The sequence below is a fragment of the Aestuariirhabdus haliotis genome (genome assembly GCF_023509475.1).
Lineage (GTDB): Bacteria > Pseudomonadota > Gammaproteobacteria > Pseudomonadales > Aestuariirhabdaceae > Aestuariirhabdus > Aestuariirhabdus haliotis.
In genome coordinates this window covers 1-19,303 of record NZ_JAKSDZ010000032.1, presented here as the reverse complement: position 1 = coordinate 19,303, position 19,303 = coordinate 1, and the positions used below count along the sequence as shown (strand labels likewise).

The window sequence follows — 19,303 nt, the reverse complement described above, 5'->3', positions numbered from 1 at the left end:
AGTCAGGGCGCCCGAGATGAAAGAGCTGGATAGCCCACCATCAATCGGCGTGATACCTGAGAGAGTGAGCCTATGATGATGTCATTTTCTTAGCGCTTTACCAGCCGTTGTCAGCCCAGTAACAGGCTGTCGTCGGCCAGCTCTTCTCCTTTGTTGCGGGCGAACAGCTCAAGCAGGTCAGCCACTTCCAGTCCGTCCCGTTTATCACCGGCGATGTCGAAGGCAATCTGGCCTTCGTGCAGCATCAGGGTGCGGTGGCCGACATCCAGTGCTTGTCGCATGCTGTGGGTTACCATCATCGCAGTGAGTTGCTGTTGCTCGATAATGTCTTGCGTCAGTTGCAGGACAAAGTCGGCAGTTTTCGGATCCAGCGCTGCGGTGTGCTCATCCAGCAATAGAATTTTCATCGGTTGCAGGGTGGCCATCAGCAGGCTGACGGCTTGGCGTTGCCCTCCGGAGAGCAGGCCCATACGATCATCCAGCCGATTCTCCAGCCCCAGTCCCAGGGTTGAAAGGCGCTCACAGAACAGCGCCTGATACTCTTTCCGGTTGGCCAGTCTCAGCCCTCTGTTGCGACCTCGACGCATGGCCAGCGACAGGTTTTCCTCGATGCTGAGGTTTTCACAGGTGCCCGCCATAGGGTCCTGGAAGACTCGAGCGACATCACTTGCGCGGCGATGGGTTGGCAGGCGAGTGACATCCCGGTCGTCGATGTTTACCTGGCCGCTATCGATCCTGATTTCACCGGAGAGCGCATTAAGCAGGGTCGATTTACCGGCGCCGTTGCTGCCGATAACGGTTACGAACTGGCCTTCGGGAATCGTCAGGCTGAGCCCGCGAAGCGCCGGGTTTTCGAGTGGTGTGCCGGGGTTAAAGGTCACTCGCACCTGGTCTAGCTGGATCATGGGGTGGCTCCTTTGCGCTTGCCGAACCAGCTCTTTTTCAAACCGGGCAGCACGATAGCGATGGTTACCAGCGCCGCTGTGATCAGGTTCAGGTCCTGGGCTTTGAGGCCAATAAAATCGGCGTTGAGTGCGAAGGCAATGGCCAGCCGATACAGAATGGCTCCCAGTACACAGGCGACCACTGCCAGTACAACGGTGCGAGTCGACATGATCGCCTCGCCACCAATCACCGCGGCCAGGCCGATAACAATCACCCCGACTCCCATGGTGACATCAGCACTGCCCTGGCTTTGGGCAAACAAGGAACCCGCCAATGCCACCAGTGCGTTGGCCAGTGCCATGCCGACAATGGTGATCCATCCGGTAGCCACGCCATGGGCTCGGGCCATGCGGTCATTGGCACCTGTGGCGCGCATGGATAAACCAATTTCGGATTTAAGAAACAGGGTCACTAACACCATGGTCAGTGCCACCACGCCGGTGAACGCCAACGGAATACTGAAGTAATAAGGCATGGCCCAGTTTTCCACCGGTGTCAGCAATGTGGTCTCGCCCAGCAGGGCAACGTTGGGCTTGCCCATGATGCGCAGGTTGATCGAATACAGGGCAATCATCACCAGAATGGATGCCAACAGATGCAGGATTTTCAGGCGCACATTCAGCCAGGCGGTCAAAGCACCTGCCAGAGCGCCGCCACCCAGTGCCATGGCAGTGGCGAGCCAGGGGTTGATGCCGGCCACGATAGCGGTGGCGCTGATGGCTGCGCCCAGAGGGAAGCTGCCATCGACGGTGAGGTCGGGAAAATCGAGAATACGAAACGAGATGTAGACGCCTAAAGCAACGAGACCGAACAGCAGTCCGGTCTCGATGGCGCCCATAAAGGCAATTAAACTCACAACAGCCCCTCAGTGGGTTCTACGGATCATCAACAGTGTTTATTGGATAACGGTTTTGGCGTTGTCGACCAGGTTGCTATTGAGGGTGACACCCATGCGCTGGGCAGCGCCGGGGTTTACAAAGAGCTCAACACGTTCGACACCTTGCACCGGAATGCTCGCCGGGCTGTCACCGTCGAGAATGCGCGCCACCATAGCGCCGGTTTGGCGACCCACTTCGTAGTAGTTAAAACCTTGCGCGGCGATCGCACCGCGAGCAACTGAATCGGTATCCCCGGTGATCACAGGGATTTTATTCTGTTCGGCTACTTTGATGATGGCCTCCAGCGCGGAAATCACGGTGTTATCCGTGGGCAGGTAGATGGCATCGACCTTGCCAACCAGCGAGCGAGCGGCGGTCTGCACATCGGAAGATTTGGTGGCGGCGGCCTCGACCACGCTCATGCCCAGTTTGGGAGCCTCCTGATTGACCAGGGCGACCAGGGTAACCGAATTGGCCTCACCGGGGTTGTAGATCACACCGACACGCTTGGCGCCAGGCACTACGGTTTGTACCAGCTCCATATGTTTGTTGATGGGGGACATATCAGTCATACCGGTGATAAATCGGCTCGGCTTGTCCAGGGCTTTGACCAGTTTGGCACCGACCGGGTCGGTCACGGCGGTGAATACCAACGGAATACCGCGGGCTGAAGCGGCGGCGGCCTGGGCAGAAGGGGTGGCGATAGCGACGATCACATCGGGAGATTCACCGGCGAATTTTTTTGCGATCTGGGCGGCAGTTGCCGGGCTGCCCTGAGCACTTTCGTAGCTCCATTTAAGGTTCTTATCGACGTTGTAGCCCTTGTCGGCCAGCTCATCCTTGACCCCTTTGCGGACTGCGTCCAGGGCCGGGTGTTCAACAATTTGGGTGATCGCTACGTGGCGCTCTGCGGCCTGTAGTGAGCATGTACCCAGAGCCAGCATTGTGCTGGTGGCCAGGGCAATAAAGGATTGTTTGGTGAGAGTCATCTTTGGTTACATCCATGGGTCATCGTTATCGTTGTGGGGCTACCCTAGCACAGTTGTTCCAGAGCCAAAAATGGCTCTGGTGGAAAGCGCCCTCGCTGGAGTTTGCTGCATGATTGGCATTTTCCTGGTAATGGTTGGGTACTTATTGCTGATATTGTCTATTTTACTTTGTTTTTCTTGCTGAAAAGGTTTATTCGTGGGTGTATTAAGCAATATAAATGCGCTTGCCCACCGATATAATGGCATTTATCTCGGCATTTCCCTGTGCGCTCAATCGCCTACCCGGCATGCGTGCTGGAGGAGTGCCTGATATTCCGAACAATCTGCCACAAGCGAACAGCGAGCCCTAGCCATGACGGCCTTCGATCACAGTAAGTACCAACCCTTTCCTCCCATTAAATTGAGCGATCGCCAATGGCCCGACCGGGTGATTGAGGTGGCCCCTCACTGGTGCAGCGTTGACCTGCGCGATGGTAACCAGGCGCTTATGGAGCCCATGAGCGTGGCACAGAAAAAACGGCTGTTTCTGTTGCTGGTAGAGATCGGTTTCAAGGAGATCGAGGTCGGATTTCCCGCCGCCTCCAAGCCGGATTTCGACTTTTTACGTTTGCTGGTCGACGAGCAGTTGATTCCCGATGATGTCAGCGTTCAGGTCTTGACCCAGGCGCGAGAGCCGCTTATTGCCAAAACCTTTGAGTCTCTGGTGGGCGTCAAGAGAGCGATTGTTCACCTGTATAACTCCACCTCAACCATTCAGCGTGAGCAGGTGTTTGGCCTGGATACCGACGGTGTGAAAGCAATAGCGGTCAAGGGGGCTCAGTGGCTGAACCAATATGCCGCCCAATACCCGGACACTCACTGGACCTTTGAATATTCTCCCGAAAGCTTTACTGGCACCGAGCTGGAATACGCCGTTGAGGTGGTGGATGCAGTGACCGAGGTTTGGCAGCCCACGGCATCTAACCCGGTGATCATCAATCTCCCGGCTACGGTGGAGATGTCGACTCCTAATGTGTATGCCGATCAGATCGAGTGGTTTTGCCGGCATGTCGCGCGCCGGGAAGCTTTGCAAATCAGCGTGCATACCCATAACGACCGCGGTTGCGGTGTGGCTGCGTCCGAGCTGGCGGTGATGGCGGGGGCCGACCGGGTCGAGGGCACCCTGTTTGGCAACGGCGAGCGCACCGGCAACATGGATATCATCACCATGGCCATGAACCTCTACAGCCAGGGTGTTGATCCGCAGCTACAGCTAGGAGAGATGGACCGTATCTCCCGTACCTTTAAGGAGTGCACTCAGCTGCCGATTCATCCTCGTCACCCCTATGTGGGTGAACTGGTGTTTACGGCGTTTTCCGGTAGTCATCAGGATGCGATTAACAAGTGCCTGTCCGGTTATGAGCCCGGTAATGCCTGGCAAGTGGCTTATTTGCCGATCGACCCGGCTGACCTTGGGCGATCGTATCAGGAGGTGATTCGTATCAACAGCCAGTCGGGCAAGGGCGGCGTCGCCTACGTGCTCGACCGGGACTACGGCCTGCAATTGCCCCGTTGGATGCAGATCGACTTTAGCCAGAAAGTGCAGCAGCAAGCCGAGCAGGAAGCCACTGAACTTTCCCCGGAATCGATCTGGTCGCTGTTTCGGCAAACCTACGTATCGCGCAAGCTGCCCTATCATCTGGAAGGCTATCAGGTGACCCGGCGGGACAAGCAGGACAGCCTGGTGGCGGAGGTGAGGGTGGCCGGCGAACCGGTTTGCATGGCCGCCGAGGGAGGCGGTGTCGTGGATGCTTTTGTGCAAGCACTGCAAACGCAATCCGAGCATCAAATTGGTGTTGTGGAATATTCCGAGCATGCCATTGGCCAGGGCGAAGATGCCAAAGCCATTGCTTATGTGCTGCTGAATGTGGACGGTGAGCGCGTTTGCGGTGTGGGCATCAGCGAAGATATCGTCAACGCTTCCCTGAGCGCTATTCTCAGCGCCCTGAACCGATCGGCTGTCGCAGCTCAGGCTCAGGCGGCGTAAATTTTTCAGGGCTGCCTTACTAAGGCTTGGGTATTAAGGGCGCTATTGGCGCCCTTTTTATTGTTCGAAAAATGTTTGGTGCTGCTGCGGTTCGGAGGGAGAAGCGATTTCAAACGAGGGCGAATTGCTATGCTTTTATGCGGTCAAAATAGCAGTAACCGGAAGCATTGTGTTGGCCTATACTCCTCGACATATCGGTTATTCGAATCTGTCCAGAGGATGATCTAATGAAGGTTGCAATATTGTCACGTAACCCCAGGTTGTATTCGACTCGCCGCTTAAAAGAAGCGGGTGAGATGCTGGGCCATGAGGTGGATGTTATCGACACCATGCATTGCTATATGGATATCACCAGCAGTAACCCCTCGGTTCGCTACAAGGGGGAAGCCTTGCCCAGGTACGATGCGGTGATTCCACGCATCGGCGCCTCGGTGACTTTTTATGGCACTGCTGTGGTGCGGCAATTTGAGATGATGGGCACCTACAGCATCAATGAATCGGTGGCGATCAACCGTTCAAGGGATAAGTTGCGCTCGTTGCAGTTGTTGTCTCGCAAAGGTATTGGTTTGCCGCGCACCGGTTTTGCCCATCACCCGGATAAAATTGATGACCTGATAAAAAATGTAGGGGGGGCTCCGGTGGTCATCAAACTGTTGGAAGGCACCCAGGGTATAGGGGTGGTGCTGGCGGAAACCAAAAAGGCGGCGGAAAGCATTATTGAAGCCTTTATGGGACTTAAAGCCAATATACTGGTACAGGAATATATTGAAGAAGCGGGAGGCGCGGATATTCGTTGTCTGGTGATTGGGGATAAGGTGGTTGCGGCCATGAAACGTCAGGCCAGTGAGGGCGAATTTCGATCCAACCTGCATCGTGGTGGTACGGCGGAGATTGTTCGTTTGACGCCGGAAGAGCGCAAGACCGCTGTTGCGGCCGCCAAGGCCATGGGGCTGGGAATGAGTGGGGTAGATATTTTGCGCTCCGATAACGGTCCACTGGTGATGGAGGTGAACTCATCGCCGGGCTTGGAGGGGATAGAAACCGCAACCGGTAAGGATGTTGCCAAAATGATATTTGATCACATATCTAAGAAGGCCAAACCCAACAGCACCCGTACTCGAGGCAAGGGGTAAGCGGTATGTCGGATCCTTTGGAAATTGCAGGAGTAAAAATAGGGCCCGGTGAAAGCAAACGGCTGGAGCTACCTTCGGTACGCCTGTACACGGATACCAGCATGGGAATACCGGTATTCGTTACCCGGGGTAAGCGTCCGGGGCCTACGCTGTTTGTGAGTGCGGCGATTCATGGTGATGAGCTTAACGGGGTTGAGATTATTGGCCGCTTGCTGAAAAGTAAATCGGTGAAAAAACTGAGAGGTACCTTGATTTCGGTACCCATTGTGAATGTATATGGCGTGCTGAACCAGAGCCGATACCTGCCGGATCGGCGCGACCTGAATCGCTCTTTCCCGGGCTCCAGTCGTGGCACGTTTGCGGGCCGGGTAGCGAATCTCTTTTTGCAGGAAATCGTATCGAAATGTGATTATGGTATCGATTTGCACACAGGGGCTATTCATCGCAGTAACTTGCCTCAGGTACGGGCCAATCTTGACGATGACGAAACTCGAGAAATGGCTCGCGCCTTTGGCGTGTCGGTTATGGTCAACTCCAACTTGCGTGATGGTTCCCTGCGTCAAAGCGCATCCGAGCTGGGAGTGAAAATTCTGCTCTATGAAGCCGGTGAAGCCCTGCGTTTTGATGAGTTGTCTATTCGTGCAGGGTACCGTGGGGTGATCAATGTTATGCGTCAGCTTGGCATGATCACGAAAGCTCGTAAAAAATCACCCGTAGAACCCTTTGAAGCGCGACAGAGTGTTTGGGTTAGGGCGTCCGAGAGCGGCTTTATCAGCCACTTAAAGGAGCTTGGCGATTATGTCTCCAAAGGCGATGAGCTGGCGATCATTAAAGACCCTTATGGTGAGGTGCTCAATAGCGTGGTGACAAAATACGAAGGCATCATCATCGGTAAGCAAAATATTCCGTTGGTGCAAGAGGGCGAAGCGTTATACCACATTGCTTATTTTAAAAAGCCGGATGGGGTCATGGAAAGCCTGGAAACCATGCAAGACTATTTGATACCAGAGGATACGACCGACCCGCTCAGCGATTCTCCTTCCTCTTTGGCACGGGATTAGGCTTCAATCTATGGAACGAGTAAAAGGAAAAATGCTGGTGGGTGCCATTGAGCAATGTGACCTGCCCGAACTTGAAATTTGTGGATTGCATGTTCGTATTGATACTGGCGCACAAACCTCCTCCTTGCATGTGGATAACCTGGAAGAGTTCGAACAAGCTGAAGAAACCTGGGTTCGCTTTGATATCCACCCGGATATTCATCAAGTGGAGTCTATCGTTCGTTGTGAAGCGAAAATTACGGGCAAACGTAAAGTCAAAAGCTCCAACGGTACTTTCCAAAAACGTTACCGAATAGACACTCGACTACGTATGGGGGGGGAGGAATGGCCAATACAGTTAACCTTGGCGGACCGCTCGGAAATGTCCTATCTGATGCTGCTGGGGCGTCAGGCCATGGGAAGCCATATGATTGTAGATCCTTCTGCCAATTATCTGTTGAAGTGAAAAGACAAACCTTCTCAAGGCTAGGGTCTATTCATGATGTCGAGGGAGTCCCGTATCTTCTTAGCTGTCTATAACGGATGTACGATTCCTATAGCAGAATGGCGAATATCATCCTGATAAAAAAGCAGTCCATAAATGCTCGTTTATGGAATGCATGGGATTATTTTTTCGATGAGTTCTCAAAGTCTGAAGCCTCAAGCTAGCCGGGAATAGCTCGGTGATGTGCAAAAATGAGGGTATTCAAAAAAACGGCACTATTCATGCCGTTTTTTTAGGTTTCTACTAAGCCAATTTTGAATTCAATAGATGGTGATTAATAGCGGGTCAGTAATATGACCAGCCTTAATGAGCTTTTAGTAGTTCATGTTTGGATCCGGGGTAGTTATAGCCCAGACTGTGTTCGTCGACTCTTATTTTTGGAAAGAAGGAGTACGCCTCATCAGTGCTTTTAACTTCGGTGTTGACCATTTTTGCGTCGATTTCAGGATCAGCGTGTGGCGCGATTTCGTATTTTGAACCTGGATAGTTATAGCCCAGGCTGTGCTCACTAACCCTGACTTTAGGGAAGAAGGTGTCTGCTTCATTATCTGTTGTCGGGTATTCAGCCATAACTGCCGTTGTTGAAAAAATTGTAGCTGTGAACAAAATAGGTAATGTGCTTTTCATTATCCGATCCTCTATAGATGTGCTGTTGGTGCCTTCACAATAGCTACGCGTGGCTTGCACAGCCGGATCAAATTTTTTTCTTGTATGGCTCGAATTAAATAGATGTTTATGATAAGAATGCTTCAACTTACTGATTTTTAAGGATCTCTACGGGTAGTGCCCGATGTTCTATATCTGCAACTTTGCAGACAAGGCATTAGCGGAGTGGAGGGTATAAGTTATATTTTTCACTCTCTTAAGAAAATTTTGTCTAGTTAGGGTGATTAAAAACAATCAAACTCATTGTTGGTCACGTTGAACATCTTTATCCATTACATGGCTTTCAGTCATAGAAGGTGGGGATAGGGTGGATGAACGTAGATGCAAGTCTCTCTGTGGGAAGGGGATTTCTATGCCATATTCCGATAGTTTTGTTTCAATTTGCCACAGATAAAGAGAAACAGGGTTTTCTTTTCTTGTCAGCTTGTTCCCCCGAATCCAGACGACTAGCTCAAAATCTAGGCTGCTGTCACCAAAATTAACCAGCCAGACGTCGGGAGAGTGCTCCTTGTCGTTTTACGTCAATGGTTGGTTCAAGGCCGCTTCTATAACAGCGCTTTTAACCTTTTCTTTGTCGCTACCGTATGCGACACCAAAAGGAATGTGCAAACGTCTCAGGTCGTTGGTGTATGTATAATTGGTGACGCGACCGCTGATGAATTCAGAGTTGGGTACCAGAATGTCAATATTATCCCAGGTTGAGATTTGAGTGCTGCGTACATTGATGGCCTTGATTCGGCCTCGAACTCCCGATTCCAGCTCGACCAGATCACCAACTTTGAGTGGTCGTTCGAAAAGTAGAATTAATCCTGAAATAAAGTTATTGAATATTGATTGCAGTCCAAAACCGATACCCACTCCGAGAGCACCTGCAATGATGGCCAGATTGGAGAAGTCGATGCCTAGGGCTGAGAATCCCAATATAAGCGCGATGCTGATAATGATGTAGTGAAAAATTTTTCCTATGGTGAACAGTGCGGATTCGGAAACGTTAGTACGTTTCTCGGCGAGCCTTGATAGTCCTCGCCTTAAGAGGTATGAAAGCACAAGCCCTAACAGGAATATTAACAGAAACCAGCTAATGCTGGCGGGCGTTACCGGGGATTGATTTACGGAGAATAGAGGGTATTCCCAAGCATCACCGAGGCTATCTGTCAGTAGTAAAATCAGGCGGCTTGGGAAGAATTTTTCGGGATTCCACCAGCTACGCTGCTGTAATGCAATCTTTTTGTAACTTGCTAATAGATATTGGATTTCTGCGGATCTAAGGGAGATTCTATAATTGAATTGCCGGCCTTTTCCAAGACGGCTCCAGGTTTTAGTGAAACTGGTTTCGCTTTCGATGTCATCTGCATTTCTCAGTAAGCTCAATAGTTCTGTAAATTGACTGTTCAGTCTTAAAATTTGAGATCCCAAAGCTTCCCATGCGGATTCCACAGGATGAGGCAATTGCATTGGCTGTCCAGATAATCCCAGTTCTATCGATAACTCCAGTTGAGTCACAATTAGTTGGGAATTAAGATCGATAGCGTTTGCGTAGTCTTCAAGACTGCGGATCCGATTACGTATTTTTTTAGCCAGTTTGTCATTGTCGGGTTTGGTCGATAGTTCGTCGATTTTTTTTTGATAAGCCGATAAGTTGTTTTTTTCGATTTTACTTTTTATTGTGGAGATTTTTTTTTCAAGTATCGCTAATTGTTTTGGGGTTGGGGTCAGGTTTTCTTCAGCATATTCAAGTAAGTCGGAAACTTTCTGTTCATTTTTTTGTAAGGTGCTAATGGTCTGTCGAAGGTTGGCGACCTCGGAGCGCTTCAGTAATAGCTCCAGTTGATAACGTATGGCCTGGGATGCGATGACCAGTTTCTCTTGTGAGCCTGTAGGTGCGGCTCGATATTCAATTAATGACTCTGAAATGGTACTTCGTAAATCGGTCGCGATGTTATCTACTCGTTTTTGTTCATCGCGCAAAAATGAGATTTCATTGGTCAGGTGACTGTTTTTTCGATGCAGTTCAAGCCATTCTCGAATGCTGTATTGGTCCTTGGGGGTGGGTAGTTCTATTTGAGAGTCAGTAGCATTGTTGGGTCTCGATAGTCGATCAAGGATAGAGTCGATGACTTTTCTGTTTTGAATAACTTCAGGGTTATCAAGGGCGTCATATTCCTGCTCAAGATAGTCTCGAATATTGTTAATAAACGATATTCGCTGGTTACCCTGTAATGATTCGATAACACTCCACCAGCCAGGATTCAGTTCTTGAACATTCAGTGATAGAGCAGGTTCAATGGGTGGGTCTTGAGGTGACGCTGCATAAGCAGGCAGGATAAGTAGCAGTGTAATAATCCGAAGAATCTGTTTCATAGGTTGCTCTGGTATCAATGCTATTGTAGCCATTAGCACGAAAGGCTGAAATTGAACACGCTAATGAGAGGGTTATGCCTTGAGGTTAACCCAGATTTACTTTAGCTGAAAATGCCTTGCAGCGACGCTTGCAGTTGTCATAAAAGCAACGCTTAATAGCGCTTGGCCCATTGTTTCTAGCGCCTGTCAGGAAGTGTCTACTGGCAGGTCCTCTCGGAGAACCGGGAATGAAAGATGTGATTCTCGAACTGGCCCGAATTGCCCAGGCGGTCTCGGGTAACGAGGACCCACGACAACAAGCAGTAACCATTGTCGAACTTATCAGTGAATCGATGATGGTCGATGTCTGCAGCCTCTATATGGCCGAAGAAGATGGCGATATGCTACTGCTGGCCTCGCATGGTTTATCTTCCTCTGCGGTGGGTCGCACCCGCCTGCCTCAGGGCAAAGGTCTGGTGGGATTGGTGGCCCAGAGTCGACATCCGATTAATACGGATAATGCCCAGCAGCATTCGGCTTACCTCTATCTGGCTGAAACCCACGAAGAGCGGTTCCAAAGCTTTTGTGGGGTGCCCCTGGTGCGGCGAGGCCGGGTCATCGGTGTGCTGGTCGTGCAGGGGCGGCAATCGCGTCAGATTAGCCAACAGGAAGAGGCTTTCCTGGTCACCCTGGCGTCTCAACTCAGCCTGTTGCTGGATGGGGTTTCCGTCGCCATCGCCCAGCCTCGAAATAGCAATGTGCGTCGTACCGGGGTAAAGGGTTCGAGTGGTGTGGGGATCGGTAGCGTGTTGCTCTGTGGTGGCACCGAACTCTATGGCGTCGCCGATTGTCCCTGTGCTGATAGCGAGTTAACAATCGAGCGCTGGCACCAGCTATTGGCACAAGTGCGATCAGACATCGAAACACAGCAACGTACCTTGGATCCCGAGTTTTCCAGCAGTATTGCAGCCGTTTTTGAGGCCTATCAGTTGCTCCTGTCCGATAAGGCATTGATCGACAGTGTCGAGCAACAGATTCGTCAGGGCCATGATCTCCCAAGCGCTTTGAAGCGCAGCATTCAGCAACTGTCAGACCTGTTTCTATCCATGGATGATCCTTACCTGCGTGCGCGCCATGAAGATATCCAGCATCTGGGAAACAAGTTATACAGCGCCTGGCTTGGTGAAGATTTACGCAATACGACCGTGGATGGTCCCGTGGTATTGGTGGGGGCTCAGGTGGGCATTGCCGAAATTGCTCAGGTACCGGCAGAGCAACTGATGGGTATTATCTGCTACGAGGGATCCTCTCTTTCTCATACGGCGGTGGTGGCAAAAGCCATGGGAATTCCTGCGGTGTTGGGGGTGGGAGCCTTGCGGGGGATTAATGGTGGTGAAACCATTATCGTGGATGGGAATCAGGGGCAGGTGATTTTGCGGCCCAGCGCCTCATTGGTCGCGGAGTTTGGCAAGCTGGTTAATGATGACAATGAGCTGCTGTCCCAATTGGCGAATCTGCGCGATCTACCCGCACAAACCACGGATGGTGAGGTGATTCGCCTGTTCACCAATACCGGGCTGCTGGCAGATATTGCGCCTGGAGTGCGCCACGGTGCCGAAGGGGTGGGTCTGTATCGAACCGAAATTCCGTTTATGGTGTACGACAATTTTCCCTCTGAAGATGAGCAAGTTTCTACTTACCGGAAAATCCTGGATGCCTATCCCGACAAACCGGTGTGCATGCGTACCCTGGATATTGGCGGGGATAAACAGCTGCCCTATTTCCCTATTGCGAATGAAGAGAATCCGGCTCTGGGCTGGCGTGGAATTCGCTTCTGCCTGGATAATGTGCAACTGCTGATGACGCAGGTCAGGGCCATGTTGCGGGCAGCTCAGGGGAAAAATAATCTGCGTATCCTGTTGCCGATGGTGAGTGCCAGTGAAGAGCTGGACAGCTTTAGGGAGTTACTGCTCGATGCCTGCCAACAGTTGTGGCAAGAAGGGTATCAGGTGTCACAGCCCCGACTCGGGGTGATGGTGGAAGTGCCTGCAACGATTTCACAGTTGGAGCGCTGGTCGACGCAAATAGATTTTGTCTCCATCGGTTCGAACGATTTGAGCCAGTATTTGCTGGCGTTGGATCGTAACAACGCTCGGGTCGCCCAGCGTTACGATCCTGTTCACCCATCGGTACTCGCTGAAATCAAACGAGTGGTCGATATCGCTCAGCGCTGTGATCTGCCGCTGAGTGTCTGCGGTGAAATGGCGTCGGATCCGGTTGCGGTGGTGTTGCTATTGGGAATGGGGGTGAAAACCCTGAGCCTGAGCGCGCCTCGACTACCTCGCATTAAATGCTTGTTGCGTTCGCTCAGCGCCGCCGATGCTCAAACCCTGTGGTATGAGATTGCTGAGCTGGATCGAGCGCAGCAAATAAGGAACCGAGTGGGGGATTTCTTGCGCGGTAAAGGTCTGGAAGCGCTTTGCCGCTAAAGGTAGAAATAGTGTTGATGGCAAGTCGAGCGGTTGCTTTTATTCGGTCATATCGGTGGCTTTGGGCGGTTGCTGATTGCGGGCCGTGTTTATTAAATGCTGATTCTGGGTGCGTTTGACCGGGCGAACACGGTAGTGCAAGGCCGCTTTACTCAGCATATAGGCTGTAACGGGGGCGGTGATCAATAGAAACAGGGTGATGACGGGTTCCTTGACACTGACCAGGTCATGATTGATCCAGGAGTCGAGCATCGATGCCAGCACAATGCAGGCAATACCCAGGGTGGTGGCCTTGGTGGGAGCGTGCAGGCGGGTGTAGAAGTCGGGCAAGCGTGCCAGTCCAATCGAGCCCACTAAAAGCATGCCCGCTCCCAGTAGCAGAATTGCGCTGATCAGTATTTCTGTACCCAGAGTCATGGTCATTTCCTATTCTATTATGTCGCCGCGCAGCAGGTATTTGGCCACGGTAACGGTGCTGATAAAGCCCAGCATGGCGATCAACAATGCACCTTCAAAGTACAGTGGAGATCCCATGTGGGTACCCAGCAGCAATATCAGCGCGATGGCATTGATGTACATGGTATCCAGCGCCAGAATGCGGTCGTGTAGCGTCGGTCCTTTCAGCAGTCGCCACAAATTAAGCAACAGAGCCAGACCGGTGAGGGCGCCGCAGAGTAATGTGACTTGCTCTAGCATCCGAAAATCTCCTTCAGCGGTGCTTCGTAGCGTTGCTTGATGGTGCGGATCAAAGCCTCTTCATCGCCGAGATTAAGCACATGCACATAGAGCCAGCAATGATCATCGGAGACGTCGGCTGACACGGTTCCTGGTGTGAGGGAGATGGTGTTGGCAAGAATGGTAATTGCGACTTCGGTTTCGAGTTCCAGCGGAATCGCGATAAAGCCGGGGCGGAGCCGACCAACTGGCCCTAGCACCAGGCGCGCAACCTGGAAGTTGGACAGTAAAATATCCCAGGCGAGTTGCAGCACGTAGTAAACCGCCAATAAGGGCTTCTTTAAAATCGGTTGGGGGTATTGCATCGGTGCGGTCAAAATGGGGATAAGAATCGCCAGAAAACTGCCCAGTACGATATGACCGGGATCGATGCTGTTGTTCAGTAGTAACCATACAACCAGCAATAACAGGCTGGTCATGGGGTGGGGGAATAAGCGAGAAAGGCTCTTGTTCATGGCTGATTCACCGCGTTCATCATCTCCTTCACGGAGGGGTATGCCTGTTGCAATTGGGTCGCTGCGGCATCGGTAAATTCGGTCGCAGGTCCACCGAAGATAACCAGTAGTGGTGATGCCAACAATAGCCAGGCCACGGCCAGTATTTGTAGCCTGGAGGCTGGCTGGGCGTCACTACGATCGCCGGAGACTTTCCAGAATAATGTGGTCCCCGCGCGGGATACGGCTACCAGTGTGACCAGCCCGCTGACCAGAATCAGCGACCATACCCACAGCATTCCGTTTTCTCCCATCGATGCTTGCAGGATCAATACCTTGCCAACAAAACCGGAAAGGGGAGGCAGACCAATCACTGACATGGCGGCAATAAAGAACAGGCCGCCCAGCAATCCGGATTGAACGATGGGTCTGGAAGGCACGAAGCGATCTTCGGCTTTGCCCTTTTGTTTACTGATAAGGTCTGCCAGCAGGAACAGTGCACCGGTCACCAGCGTCGTATGCAGCATGTAATAGAGACCGGCGCCCAAACCATCGCCACCACCGATCACCAGGGTCAATAACAGGGTGCCGACCGATACCAGTACCAGATTCGATGTCAGGGTACGCAAGGTAGGGCTGGCCAATATACCGATCGAGCCAACGATCAGGGTCAGAATCGCCAGGGGCCAGATCCAGGGGCTGGCGACGTTGGCTAACAAGCCTGCGCCCTCACCAAATACTACCCCGTGAACCCGGTAGATGCTGTAGATGCCGACCTTGGTCATAATGGCAAACAGGGCTGCGATGGGCGCGCTGACACTGGTGTAAGTGCGTGGCAACCAGAAATGCAACGGCAACAGCGCCGACTTGAGGCCAAACACCAGAAGCAGCAGCAAAGCACCCGTTTGCGCTAATACCGCTTCCTGAGCTTCCAGGCGGAATACGGTACTGGCCATATCAGCCATATTGAGCGTGCCCATGGTGCCGTAGAGAATGCCCAGAGCAAACAGGAAAAAAGCAGATCCCACCAGATTTAAGGTGACGTAGTGCACGCTGGCCAGGGTTTTCTGCTTGCCACCGCCATGTATCAATAAGCCGTAGGATGCGATCAGCAGCACTTCGAAGAACACGAACAGGTTGAACAGGTCACCGGTCAGAAAAGCACCGTTGATGCCGGTGAGTTGGAACAGGAACAGAGGATGGAAGTACATGCCGGTGTTATCTTCACCGGCGCAGGCGTAGAGCAGAGCACCCAAGGCGAGCGCACTGGTCAGGAAAACCATCATCGATGCCAGACGATCGGCAACCAGCACAATACCGAAAGGCGGCTGCCAGCCGCCCAGGGCGTAGATTTCTGTTTGCTCGGTGCTGTTCACCACTAGCAAGATGCTGACCGCTAACAATGCCAAAACGGCCACAATGGAACTGATACGCTGGCGATGAATGCTGTTGTGCAGGGGGGGGATCAGTTGCAGCGTCGCCACTAACAGGGGAATCAATATCGGTAGAATCGCTAAATGGCTCATGAAACGCGATCCTTAGCTTTGTCGGCGTCTTCAATCTTCTGGGGGGGGCGTCCGTCAACGTGATCGTCACCCAGGTCCGCTCGGGCGCGCATAGCCAGAATAACCACAAAGGCGGTCATGGCGAAGCCAATCACTATGGCGGTTAATACCAGGGCCTGGGGCAATGGGTCGGCGTAGTCTTCGGACAGGCCAAGAATCACGGCGCCATTGAGCTTTAACCGGCCGCTGGCGAAAAGGAACAGGTTGACCGCATAGGACAGCATGGTGATGCCCATCACTACCGGGAAAGTCCTGCCCCTCAGGGTGAGGAAAATGCCGCAGGTTGTCAGGACGCCAACACAAAGAGCAAAGAGCGCTTCCATCTATTCGTGCTCCGTTTGGGTGGGGCGTTCGCCGGTGGTGAGTTTGCCGAGGTTGGCCAGAATCAGCAGCACGGCGCCGATCACGGTTAAGTAGACGCCGAGATCAAACAGCAAGGCACTGGCCAGTTCGAACTTGCCGACCACGGGCAGGGTGAAATAATCAAACCAGCTGGTCAGGAAGGGACGATCGAATAACCAGCTACCGCTACCGGTGGCAAAGGCGATTAATAGGCCGCTGCCAATCAGCCATTGGTAATCCAGTTTCAGGCGCTGTTTCATCCAGTCCACACCGTGGGCGATGTACTGCTGGATCAGTGCCAGGGCGGTGATCAGACCGGCGATAAAGCCTCCGCCGGGCAGGTTATGGCCTCTTAGGAAAATATAAGCGGATACCAGCAATGCCAGGGGTAACATCCCTTGCGAGATAACCCCCAGAATCATGGGGTGTTTGTCCTTCGCCCAGGCGCGTCCGTCGATGTCGCTGGTGGGCATAAACAGTCGCATTTGGGCGATCAGCTTGTAGATACCCAGAGCTGCGATGCCGAGAACCGTGATCTCGCCAAAGGTATCAAAGCCTCGGAAGTCGACCAGGATTACATTGACCACATTGGTTCCGCCGCCACCGGTTTTACTGTGGGCCAGGAAAAAATCGGAAATGGTGTCGAGGGGGCGGGTCATCAAGGCGTAACTGATGGTACCGATGGTGCCACCAATTAAGGCGGAGATGCCAAGGTCACGAACGATGCGTGATGGACTCGATTCCTTGGGGGTGCGTTGCGGCAGGAAGAACAGGGCCAACAGCAACAGGATGATGGTTGCCACTTCAACCAGCAGCTGGGTCAGCGCCAGGTCAGGGGCAGAGAACACGGCGAAGCTGATCGAAACGATCAGCCCGACTACCGACAGCATCAACAGGGCAATCAGTCGTTTGCGGTGCCAGACGACGGTTGCAAGCGCGCACAGACAGAGCAGAACGGCTCCCGCCAGCATAACGTTGTTGAGTGGAATCTCGGGGCGCAGACCGGCGGTGGTATTGAGCTCCATCATAGGCGCACCGATCAGGGCCAACGCCAATAACATCAGGTAGAGCATATAGCGCTGCAAAGAGCCGCTATCCAGCCAGTTCATAAAGCGGGCGGACTGGGCAAGGATCCATTGCACGCAATCATCGAATACCACCTTGGCATCGGTTTCAGGAAACTGGGCCTGGAAGCGGAACAGGTTGCGGCGGTTGTGGTAGATCAGCAGGCCGCCAGTCATCGCCACCAGACTCATCATCAGGGGCAGATTGATGCCGTGCCAGATGGACAGGCTGTAGACCGGCAGTACTCCGCCCAGCACCGCACTGGAGGCGGAGGCCAGCAAGTCGCCAACGATAAACTGGGGGAACATGCCGACCAGCAAACAGAGCCCGACCAGAATCTCCACCGGTACTTTCATATAGCGCGGGGGCTCGTGGGGAGTGCGTGGTAAATCGATGGGTTCGCCATTAAAAAACACATCGTGAATAAAACGAATCGAATAGGCGACCGAGAAGGTAGCGCCGACCGTGGCCAGCACGGGAATCATCCAGGATAGGGAGCCCAAAGCGCCCTGGTCCAGGGTCTCGGCAAAAAACATCTCTTTGGAGAGGAAACCGTTAAACAGGGGCACGCCGGCCATGGATGCCGCGGCGACCATCGCCAGGGTTGCGGTATAGGGCATGTACTTCCACAAGCCATTTAGCTTGCGCATATCCCGTGAGCCCGATTCATGATCGATGATACCCGCAGCCATAAAGAGCGACGCCTTGAAAATGGCATGATTGATAATATGGAACACCGCAGCCACGGCGCCCAATCGGCTATCCAGGCCCAGTAACAGGGTGATCAGGCCCAGATGGCTGATGGTGGAGTAGGCTAGCAGTCCTTTCAGATCGTGTTTGAACAGGGCGATATACGCACCCAGTAACAGCGTCGCCAGACCGGTCAGGCTGACAATCAGGAACCATTGTTCGGTTCCGGATAGCACGGGGAAGAATCGGGCCAAAAGGAACAGGCCGGCCTTGACCATGGTCGCCGAGTGAAGGTAGGCACTGACGGGGGTGGGAGCGGCCATCGCATGGGGTAGCCAGAAATGAAACGGAAACTGGGCCGATTTGGTAAAAGCGCCCAGCAACACCAGAACCAGAACCACCGTATAGTTAGCGTGATCACGAATCAGGTCGCCGCTGGCCAGAACCACGTTCAGGTCGTAGCTGCCAACGATATCGCCAATCATCAAGAGTCCGGCCAGTAGCGCCAGGCCGCCGGCGCCGGTTACGCTTAGCGCCATGCGTGCGCCTTTGCGGGCATCGCTGTTGTGCGACCAGAAACTGATCAACAGGAAGGAACTGATGCTGGTCAGCTCCCAGTAAAGCCATAGCTGGATCAGGTTGCTCGACAGTACGATACCGAGCATCGCCGTCATAAAAAGAATCAGGTAGGCGTAAAAACGGCCCATGGAATCTTTTTCAGACAGATAATAGCGAGCGTAAAGAATGATCAGAAGGCCGATGCCCAGGATCAAAATTGAAAACAGCAGAGCCAGACCATCAAGGTGGAAAGAGGCCTGCAGACCAATCGAGGGAATCCAGTTGATGGTCTCTTGTAGGGTTTGCCCGGATAGCACCTCGGGCAGGTAGCTGAGCACGATGGCCAGTGCCATGGCCGGCGCCAGTGCGGTCAAAAGTGCACAGGTGCTGCGGCCCCAACGATCGGCTAGCAGAGGGATCAGGGTACCGAACATCGGCAGTAGCGGTATCCAGAACAAACTCATAGCCTAAGGGTGCTCCTGTCAGTCTCTTAACGTGTCTTCACTTGGATGTCATCTGTCGCTGAAACCGATCGGGGATTGTTGACAGTAAATCGGCGGGACAACAGCGGCCATTTACTACCCGTTTCGGCGACAGGGACTTTAGGGTATCCAGATTGAAAAGAGTAGTCTATAGAGCAGCGTTTAGCCGTGCGCCTTATAAAGAGCATCAACATTCAATCGAATCACCAATCAGCCAGGTAAAAAGCGAGACAGTGTCAGTCTGGTCACGCTATTTACCTCAACTGAGAACAGAATACCTGTTCGTCAGAATCGAGCAATAAGTGAAACTACTCAGGACCTCTGTAAAGGCACCTCTGATTAATTCAGATGAACTCTGGCTTTCAGGCGAATCCAGAATCGCGGCACGTCTTTGCAGTAAGGTCCAGACCTTTCAAAAAGG

The 19,303-nt window shown here is 52.7% G+C and carries 16 protein-coding genes and 1 pseudogene; 5 read left to right on the top strand and 12 right to left on the bottom strand.

Going from position 1 to position 19,303, the window contains the following annotated elements; translation table 11 throughout:
- Positions 1-110: 110 nt before the first annotated feature.
- Genes MIB40_RS14830 through MIB40_RS14820 form a run of 3 tightly spaced genes read right to left on the bottom strand, consistent with a single transcriptional unit; the run spans position 111 to position 2,812 of the window.
- Positions 111-905 (bottom strand): ABC transporter ATP-binding protein, encoded by a 795-nt coding sequence (locus MIB40_RS14830; protein ID WP_249695845.1) that lies wholly within the window; start codon positions 903-905, stop codon positions 111-113.
- Positions 902-1,801, bottom strand: coding sequence for an ABC transporter permease (locus MIB40_RS14825; protein WP_249695843.1), 900 nt, complete (start codon positions 1,799-1,801; stop codon positions 902-904). Before MIB40_RS14825 ends, MIB40_RS14830 begins: the two co-directional genes overlap by 4 nt.
- A 39-nt stretch (positions 1,802-1,840) precedes the next feature.
- Positions 1,841-2,812: an ABC transporter substrate-binding protein gene (locus MIB40_RS14820; protein WP_249695840.1), complete on the bottom strand. Its 972-nt coding sequence runs from the start codon at positions 2,810-2,812 to the stop codon at positions 1,841-1,843.
- Positions 2,813-3,164: 352 nt separating this feature from the next.
- Between MIB40_RS14820 and leuA the strand changes: the two genes are divergently transcribed.
- The 4 genes from leuA to MIB40_RS14800 all read left to right on the top strand — a co-directional run bounded on the left by leuA (position 3,165) and on the right by MIB40_RS14800 (position 7,477).
- Complete coding sequence (leuA, locus tag MIB40_RS14815) at positions 3,165-4,838, top strand: 2-isopropylmalate synthase (protein WP_249695839.1); 1,674 nt, start codon at positions 3,165-3,167, stop codon at positions 4,836-4,838.
- A 227-nt stretch (positions 4,839-5,065) separates the two neighbouring features.
- On the top strand, positions 5,066-5,971 hold the full coding sequence (gene rimK / locus MIB40_RS14810; RefSeq protein WP_249695837.1) for a 30S ribosomal protein S6--L-glutamate ligase: 906 nt from the start codon (positions 5,066-5,068) through the stop codon (positions 5,969-5,971).
- 5 nt (positions 5,972-5,976) lie between these two features.
- Positions 5,977-7,032, top strand: a complete 1,056-nt coding sequence (locus MIB40_RS14805; protein WP_249695834.1) for a succinylglutamate desuccinylase/aspartoacylase family protein — start codon at positions 5,977-5,979, stop codon at positions 7,030-7,032.
- A 10-nt stretch (positions 7,033-7,042) separates the two neighbouring features.
- Complete coding sequence (locus MIB40_RS14800) at positions 7,043-7,477, top strand: ATP-dependent zinc protease family protein (RefSeq protein ID WP_249695832.1); 435 nt, start codon at positions 7,043-7,045, stop codon at positions 7,475-7,477.
- Positions 7,478-7,819: 342 nt separating this feature from the next.
- On the opposite strand, the gene MIB40_RS14795 is transcribed toward MIB40_RS14800, so the two are convergent.
- From MIB40_RS14795 to MIB40_RS14790, 3 genes and pseudogenes are all read right to left on the bottom strand, one after another.
- Positions 7,820-8,143, bottom strand: a complete 324-nt coding sequence (locus tag MIB40_RS14795) for a hypothetical protein (protein WP_249695831.1) — start codon at positions 8,141-8,143, stop codon at positions 7,820-7,822.
- Between the two features lie 279 nt (positions 8,144-8,422).
- Positions 8,423-8,671: pseudogene (locus MIB40_RS19875) on the bottom strand (hypothetical protein); the annotation flags it as partial.
- Between the two features lie 27 nt (positions 8,672-8,698).
- Positions 8,699-10,543 carry a mechanosensitive ion channel domain-containing protein gene (locus MIB40_RS14790; RefSeq protein WP_249695829.1) on the bottom strand — a complete coding sequence of 615 codons (1,845 nt, stop codon included), beginning with the start codon at positions 10,541-10,543 and terminating at the stop codon, positions 8,699-8,701.
- 227 nt (positions 10,544-10,770) lie between these two features.
- Here MIB40_RS14790 and ptsP point away from each other — a divergent pair, with 227 nt between their 5' ends.
- Complete coding sequence (gene ptsP / locus MIB40_RS14785) at positions 10,771-13,011, top strand: phosphoenolpyruvate--protein phosphotransferase (RefSeq protein ID WP_249695827.1); 2,241 nt, start codon at positions 10,771-10,773, stop codon at positions 13,009-13,011.
- 39 nt (positions 13,012-13,050) lie between these two features.
- On the opposite strand, the gene MIB40_RS14780 is transcribed toward ptsP, so the two are convergent.
- From MIB40_RS14780 to MIB40_RS14755, 6 genes are read right to left on the bottom strand one after another with little or no spacing between them, the layout of a single operon-like run.
- A complete protein-coding gene (locus MIB40_RS14780) occupies positions 13,051-13,428 on the bottom strand; it encodes a Na+/H+ antiporter subunit G (protein WP_249695825.1) in 378 nt (125 codons plus the stop codon).
- Positions 13,429-13,437: 9 nt separating this feature from the next.
- Entirely contained in the window at positions 13,438-13,707 is a 270-nt protein-coding gene (locus tag MIB40_RS14775; RefSeq protein ID WP_249695823.1) for a K+/H+ antiporter subunit F, read from the bottom strand.
- Entirely contained in the window at positions 13,701-14,201 is a 501-nt protein-coding gene (locus MIB40_RS14770) for a Na+/H+ antiporter subunit E (RefSeq protein WP_249695821.1), read from the bottom strand. The genes MIB40_RS14775 and MIB40_RS14770 overlap by 7 nt, the downstream gene beginning before the upstream one ends.
- Positions 14,198-15,706: a monovalent cation/H+ antiporter subunit D gene (locus MIB40_RS14765; RefSeq protein WP_249695819.1), complete on the bottom strand. Its 1,509-nt coding sequence runs from the start codon at positions 15,704-15,706 to the stop codon at positions 14,198-14,200. The genes MIB40_RS14770 and MIB40_RS14765 overlap by 4 nt, the downstream gene beginning before the upstream one ends.
- Complete coding sequence (locus MIB40_RS14760) at positions 15,703-16,068, bottom strand: Na+/H+ antiporter subunit C (protein WP_249695817.1); 366 nt, start codon at positions 16,066-16,068, stop codon at positions 15,703-15,705. Before MIB40_RS14760 ends, MIB40_RS14765 begins: the two co-directional genes overlap by 4 nt.
- Positions 16,069-18,864 carry a monovalent cation/H+ antiporter subunit A gene (locus MIB40_RS14755; RefSeq protein WP_249695814.1) on the bottom strand — a complete coding sequence of 932 codons (2,796 nt, stop codon included), beginning with the start codon at positions 18,862-18,864 and terminating at the stop codon, positions 16,069-16,071.
- Between the last annotated feature and the right edge of the window lie 439 nt (positions 18,865-19,303).

Excerpts from the sequence above, each read along its gene's own strand:
- MIB40_RS14830 (WP_249695845.1), bottom strand. The coding sequence starts at position 905 with ATGATCCAGCTAGACCAGGTGCGAGTGACCTTTAACCCCGGCACACCA.
- MIB40_RS14820 (WP_249695840.1), bottom strand. The coding sequence starts at position 2,812 with ATGACTCTCACCAAACAATCCTTTATTGCCCTGGCCACCAGCACAATG.
- leuA (WP_249695839.1), top strand. The coding sequence starts at position 3,165 with ATGACGGCCTTCGATCACAGTAAGTACCAACCCTTTCCTCCCATTAAA.
- rimK (WP_249695837.1), top strand. The coding sequence starts at position 5,066 with ATGAAGGTTGCAATATTGTCACGTAACCCCAGGTTGTATTCGACTCGC.
- MIB40_RS14805 (WP_249695834.1), top strand. The coding sequence starts at position 5,977 with ATGTCGGATCCTTTGGAAATTGCAGGAGTAAAAATAGGGCCCGGTGAA.
- MIB40_RS14800 (WP_249695832.1), top strand. The coding sequence starts at position 7,043 with ATGGAACGAGTAAAAGGAAAAATGCTGGTGGGTGCCATTGAGCAATGT.
- MIB40_RS14795 (WP_249695831.1), bottom strand. The coding sequence starts at position 8,143 with ATGAAAAGCACATTACCTATTTTGTTCACAGCTACAATTTTTTCAACA.
- MIB40_RS14790 (WP_249695829.1), bottom strand. The coding sequence starts at position 10,543 with ATGAAACAGATTCTTCGGATTATTACACTGCTACTTATCCTGCCTGCT.
- ptsP (WP_249695827.1), top strand. The coding sequence starts at position 10,771 with ATGAAAGATGTGATTCTCGAACTGGCCCGAATTGCCCAGGCGGTCTCG.
- MIB40_RS14780 (WP_249695825.1), bottom strand. The coding sequence starts at position 13,428 with ATGACTCTGGGTACAGAAATACTGATCAGCGCAATTCTGCTACTGGGA.
- MIB40_RS14775 (WP_249695823.1), bottom strand. The coding sequence starts at position 13,707 with ATGCTAGAGCAAGTCACATTACTCTGCGGCGCCCTCACCGGTCTGGCT.
- MIB40_RS14770 (WP_249695821.1), bottom strand. The coding sequence starts at position 14,201 with ATGAACAAGAGCCTTTCTCGCTTATTCCCCCACCCCATGACCAGCCTG.
- MIB40_RS14765 (WP_249695819.1), bottom strand. The coding sequence starts at position 15,706 with ATGAGCCATTTAGCGATTCTACCGATATTGATTCCCCTGTTAGTGGCG.
- MIB40_RS14760 (WP_249695817.1), bottom strand. The coding sequence starts at position 16,068 with ATGGAAGCGCTCTTTGCTCTTTGTGTTGGCGTCCTGACAACCTGCGGC.
- MIB40_RS14755 (WP_249695814.1), bottom strand. The coding sequence starts at position 18,864 with ATGAGTTTGTTCTGGATACCGCTACTGCCGATGTTCGGTACCCTGATC.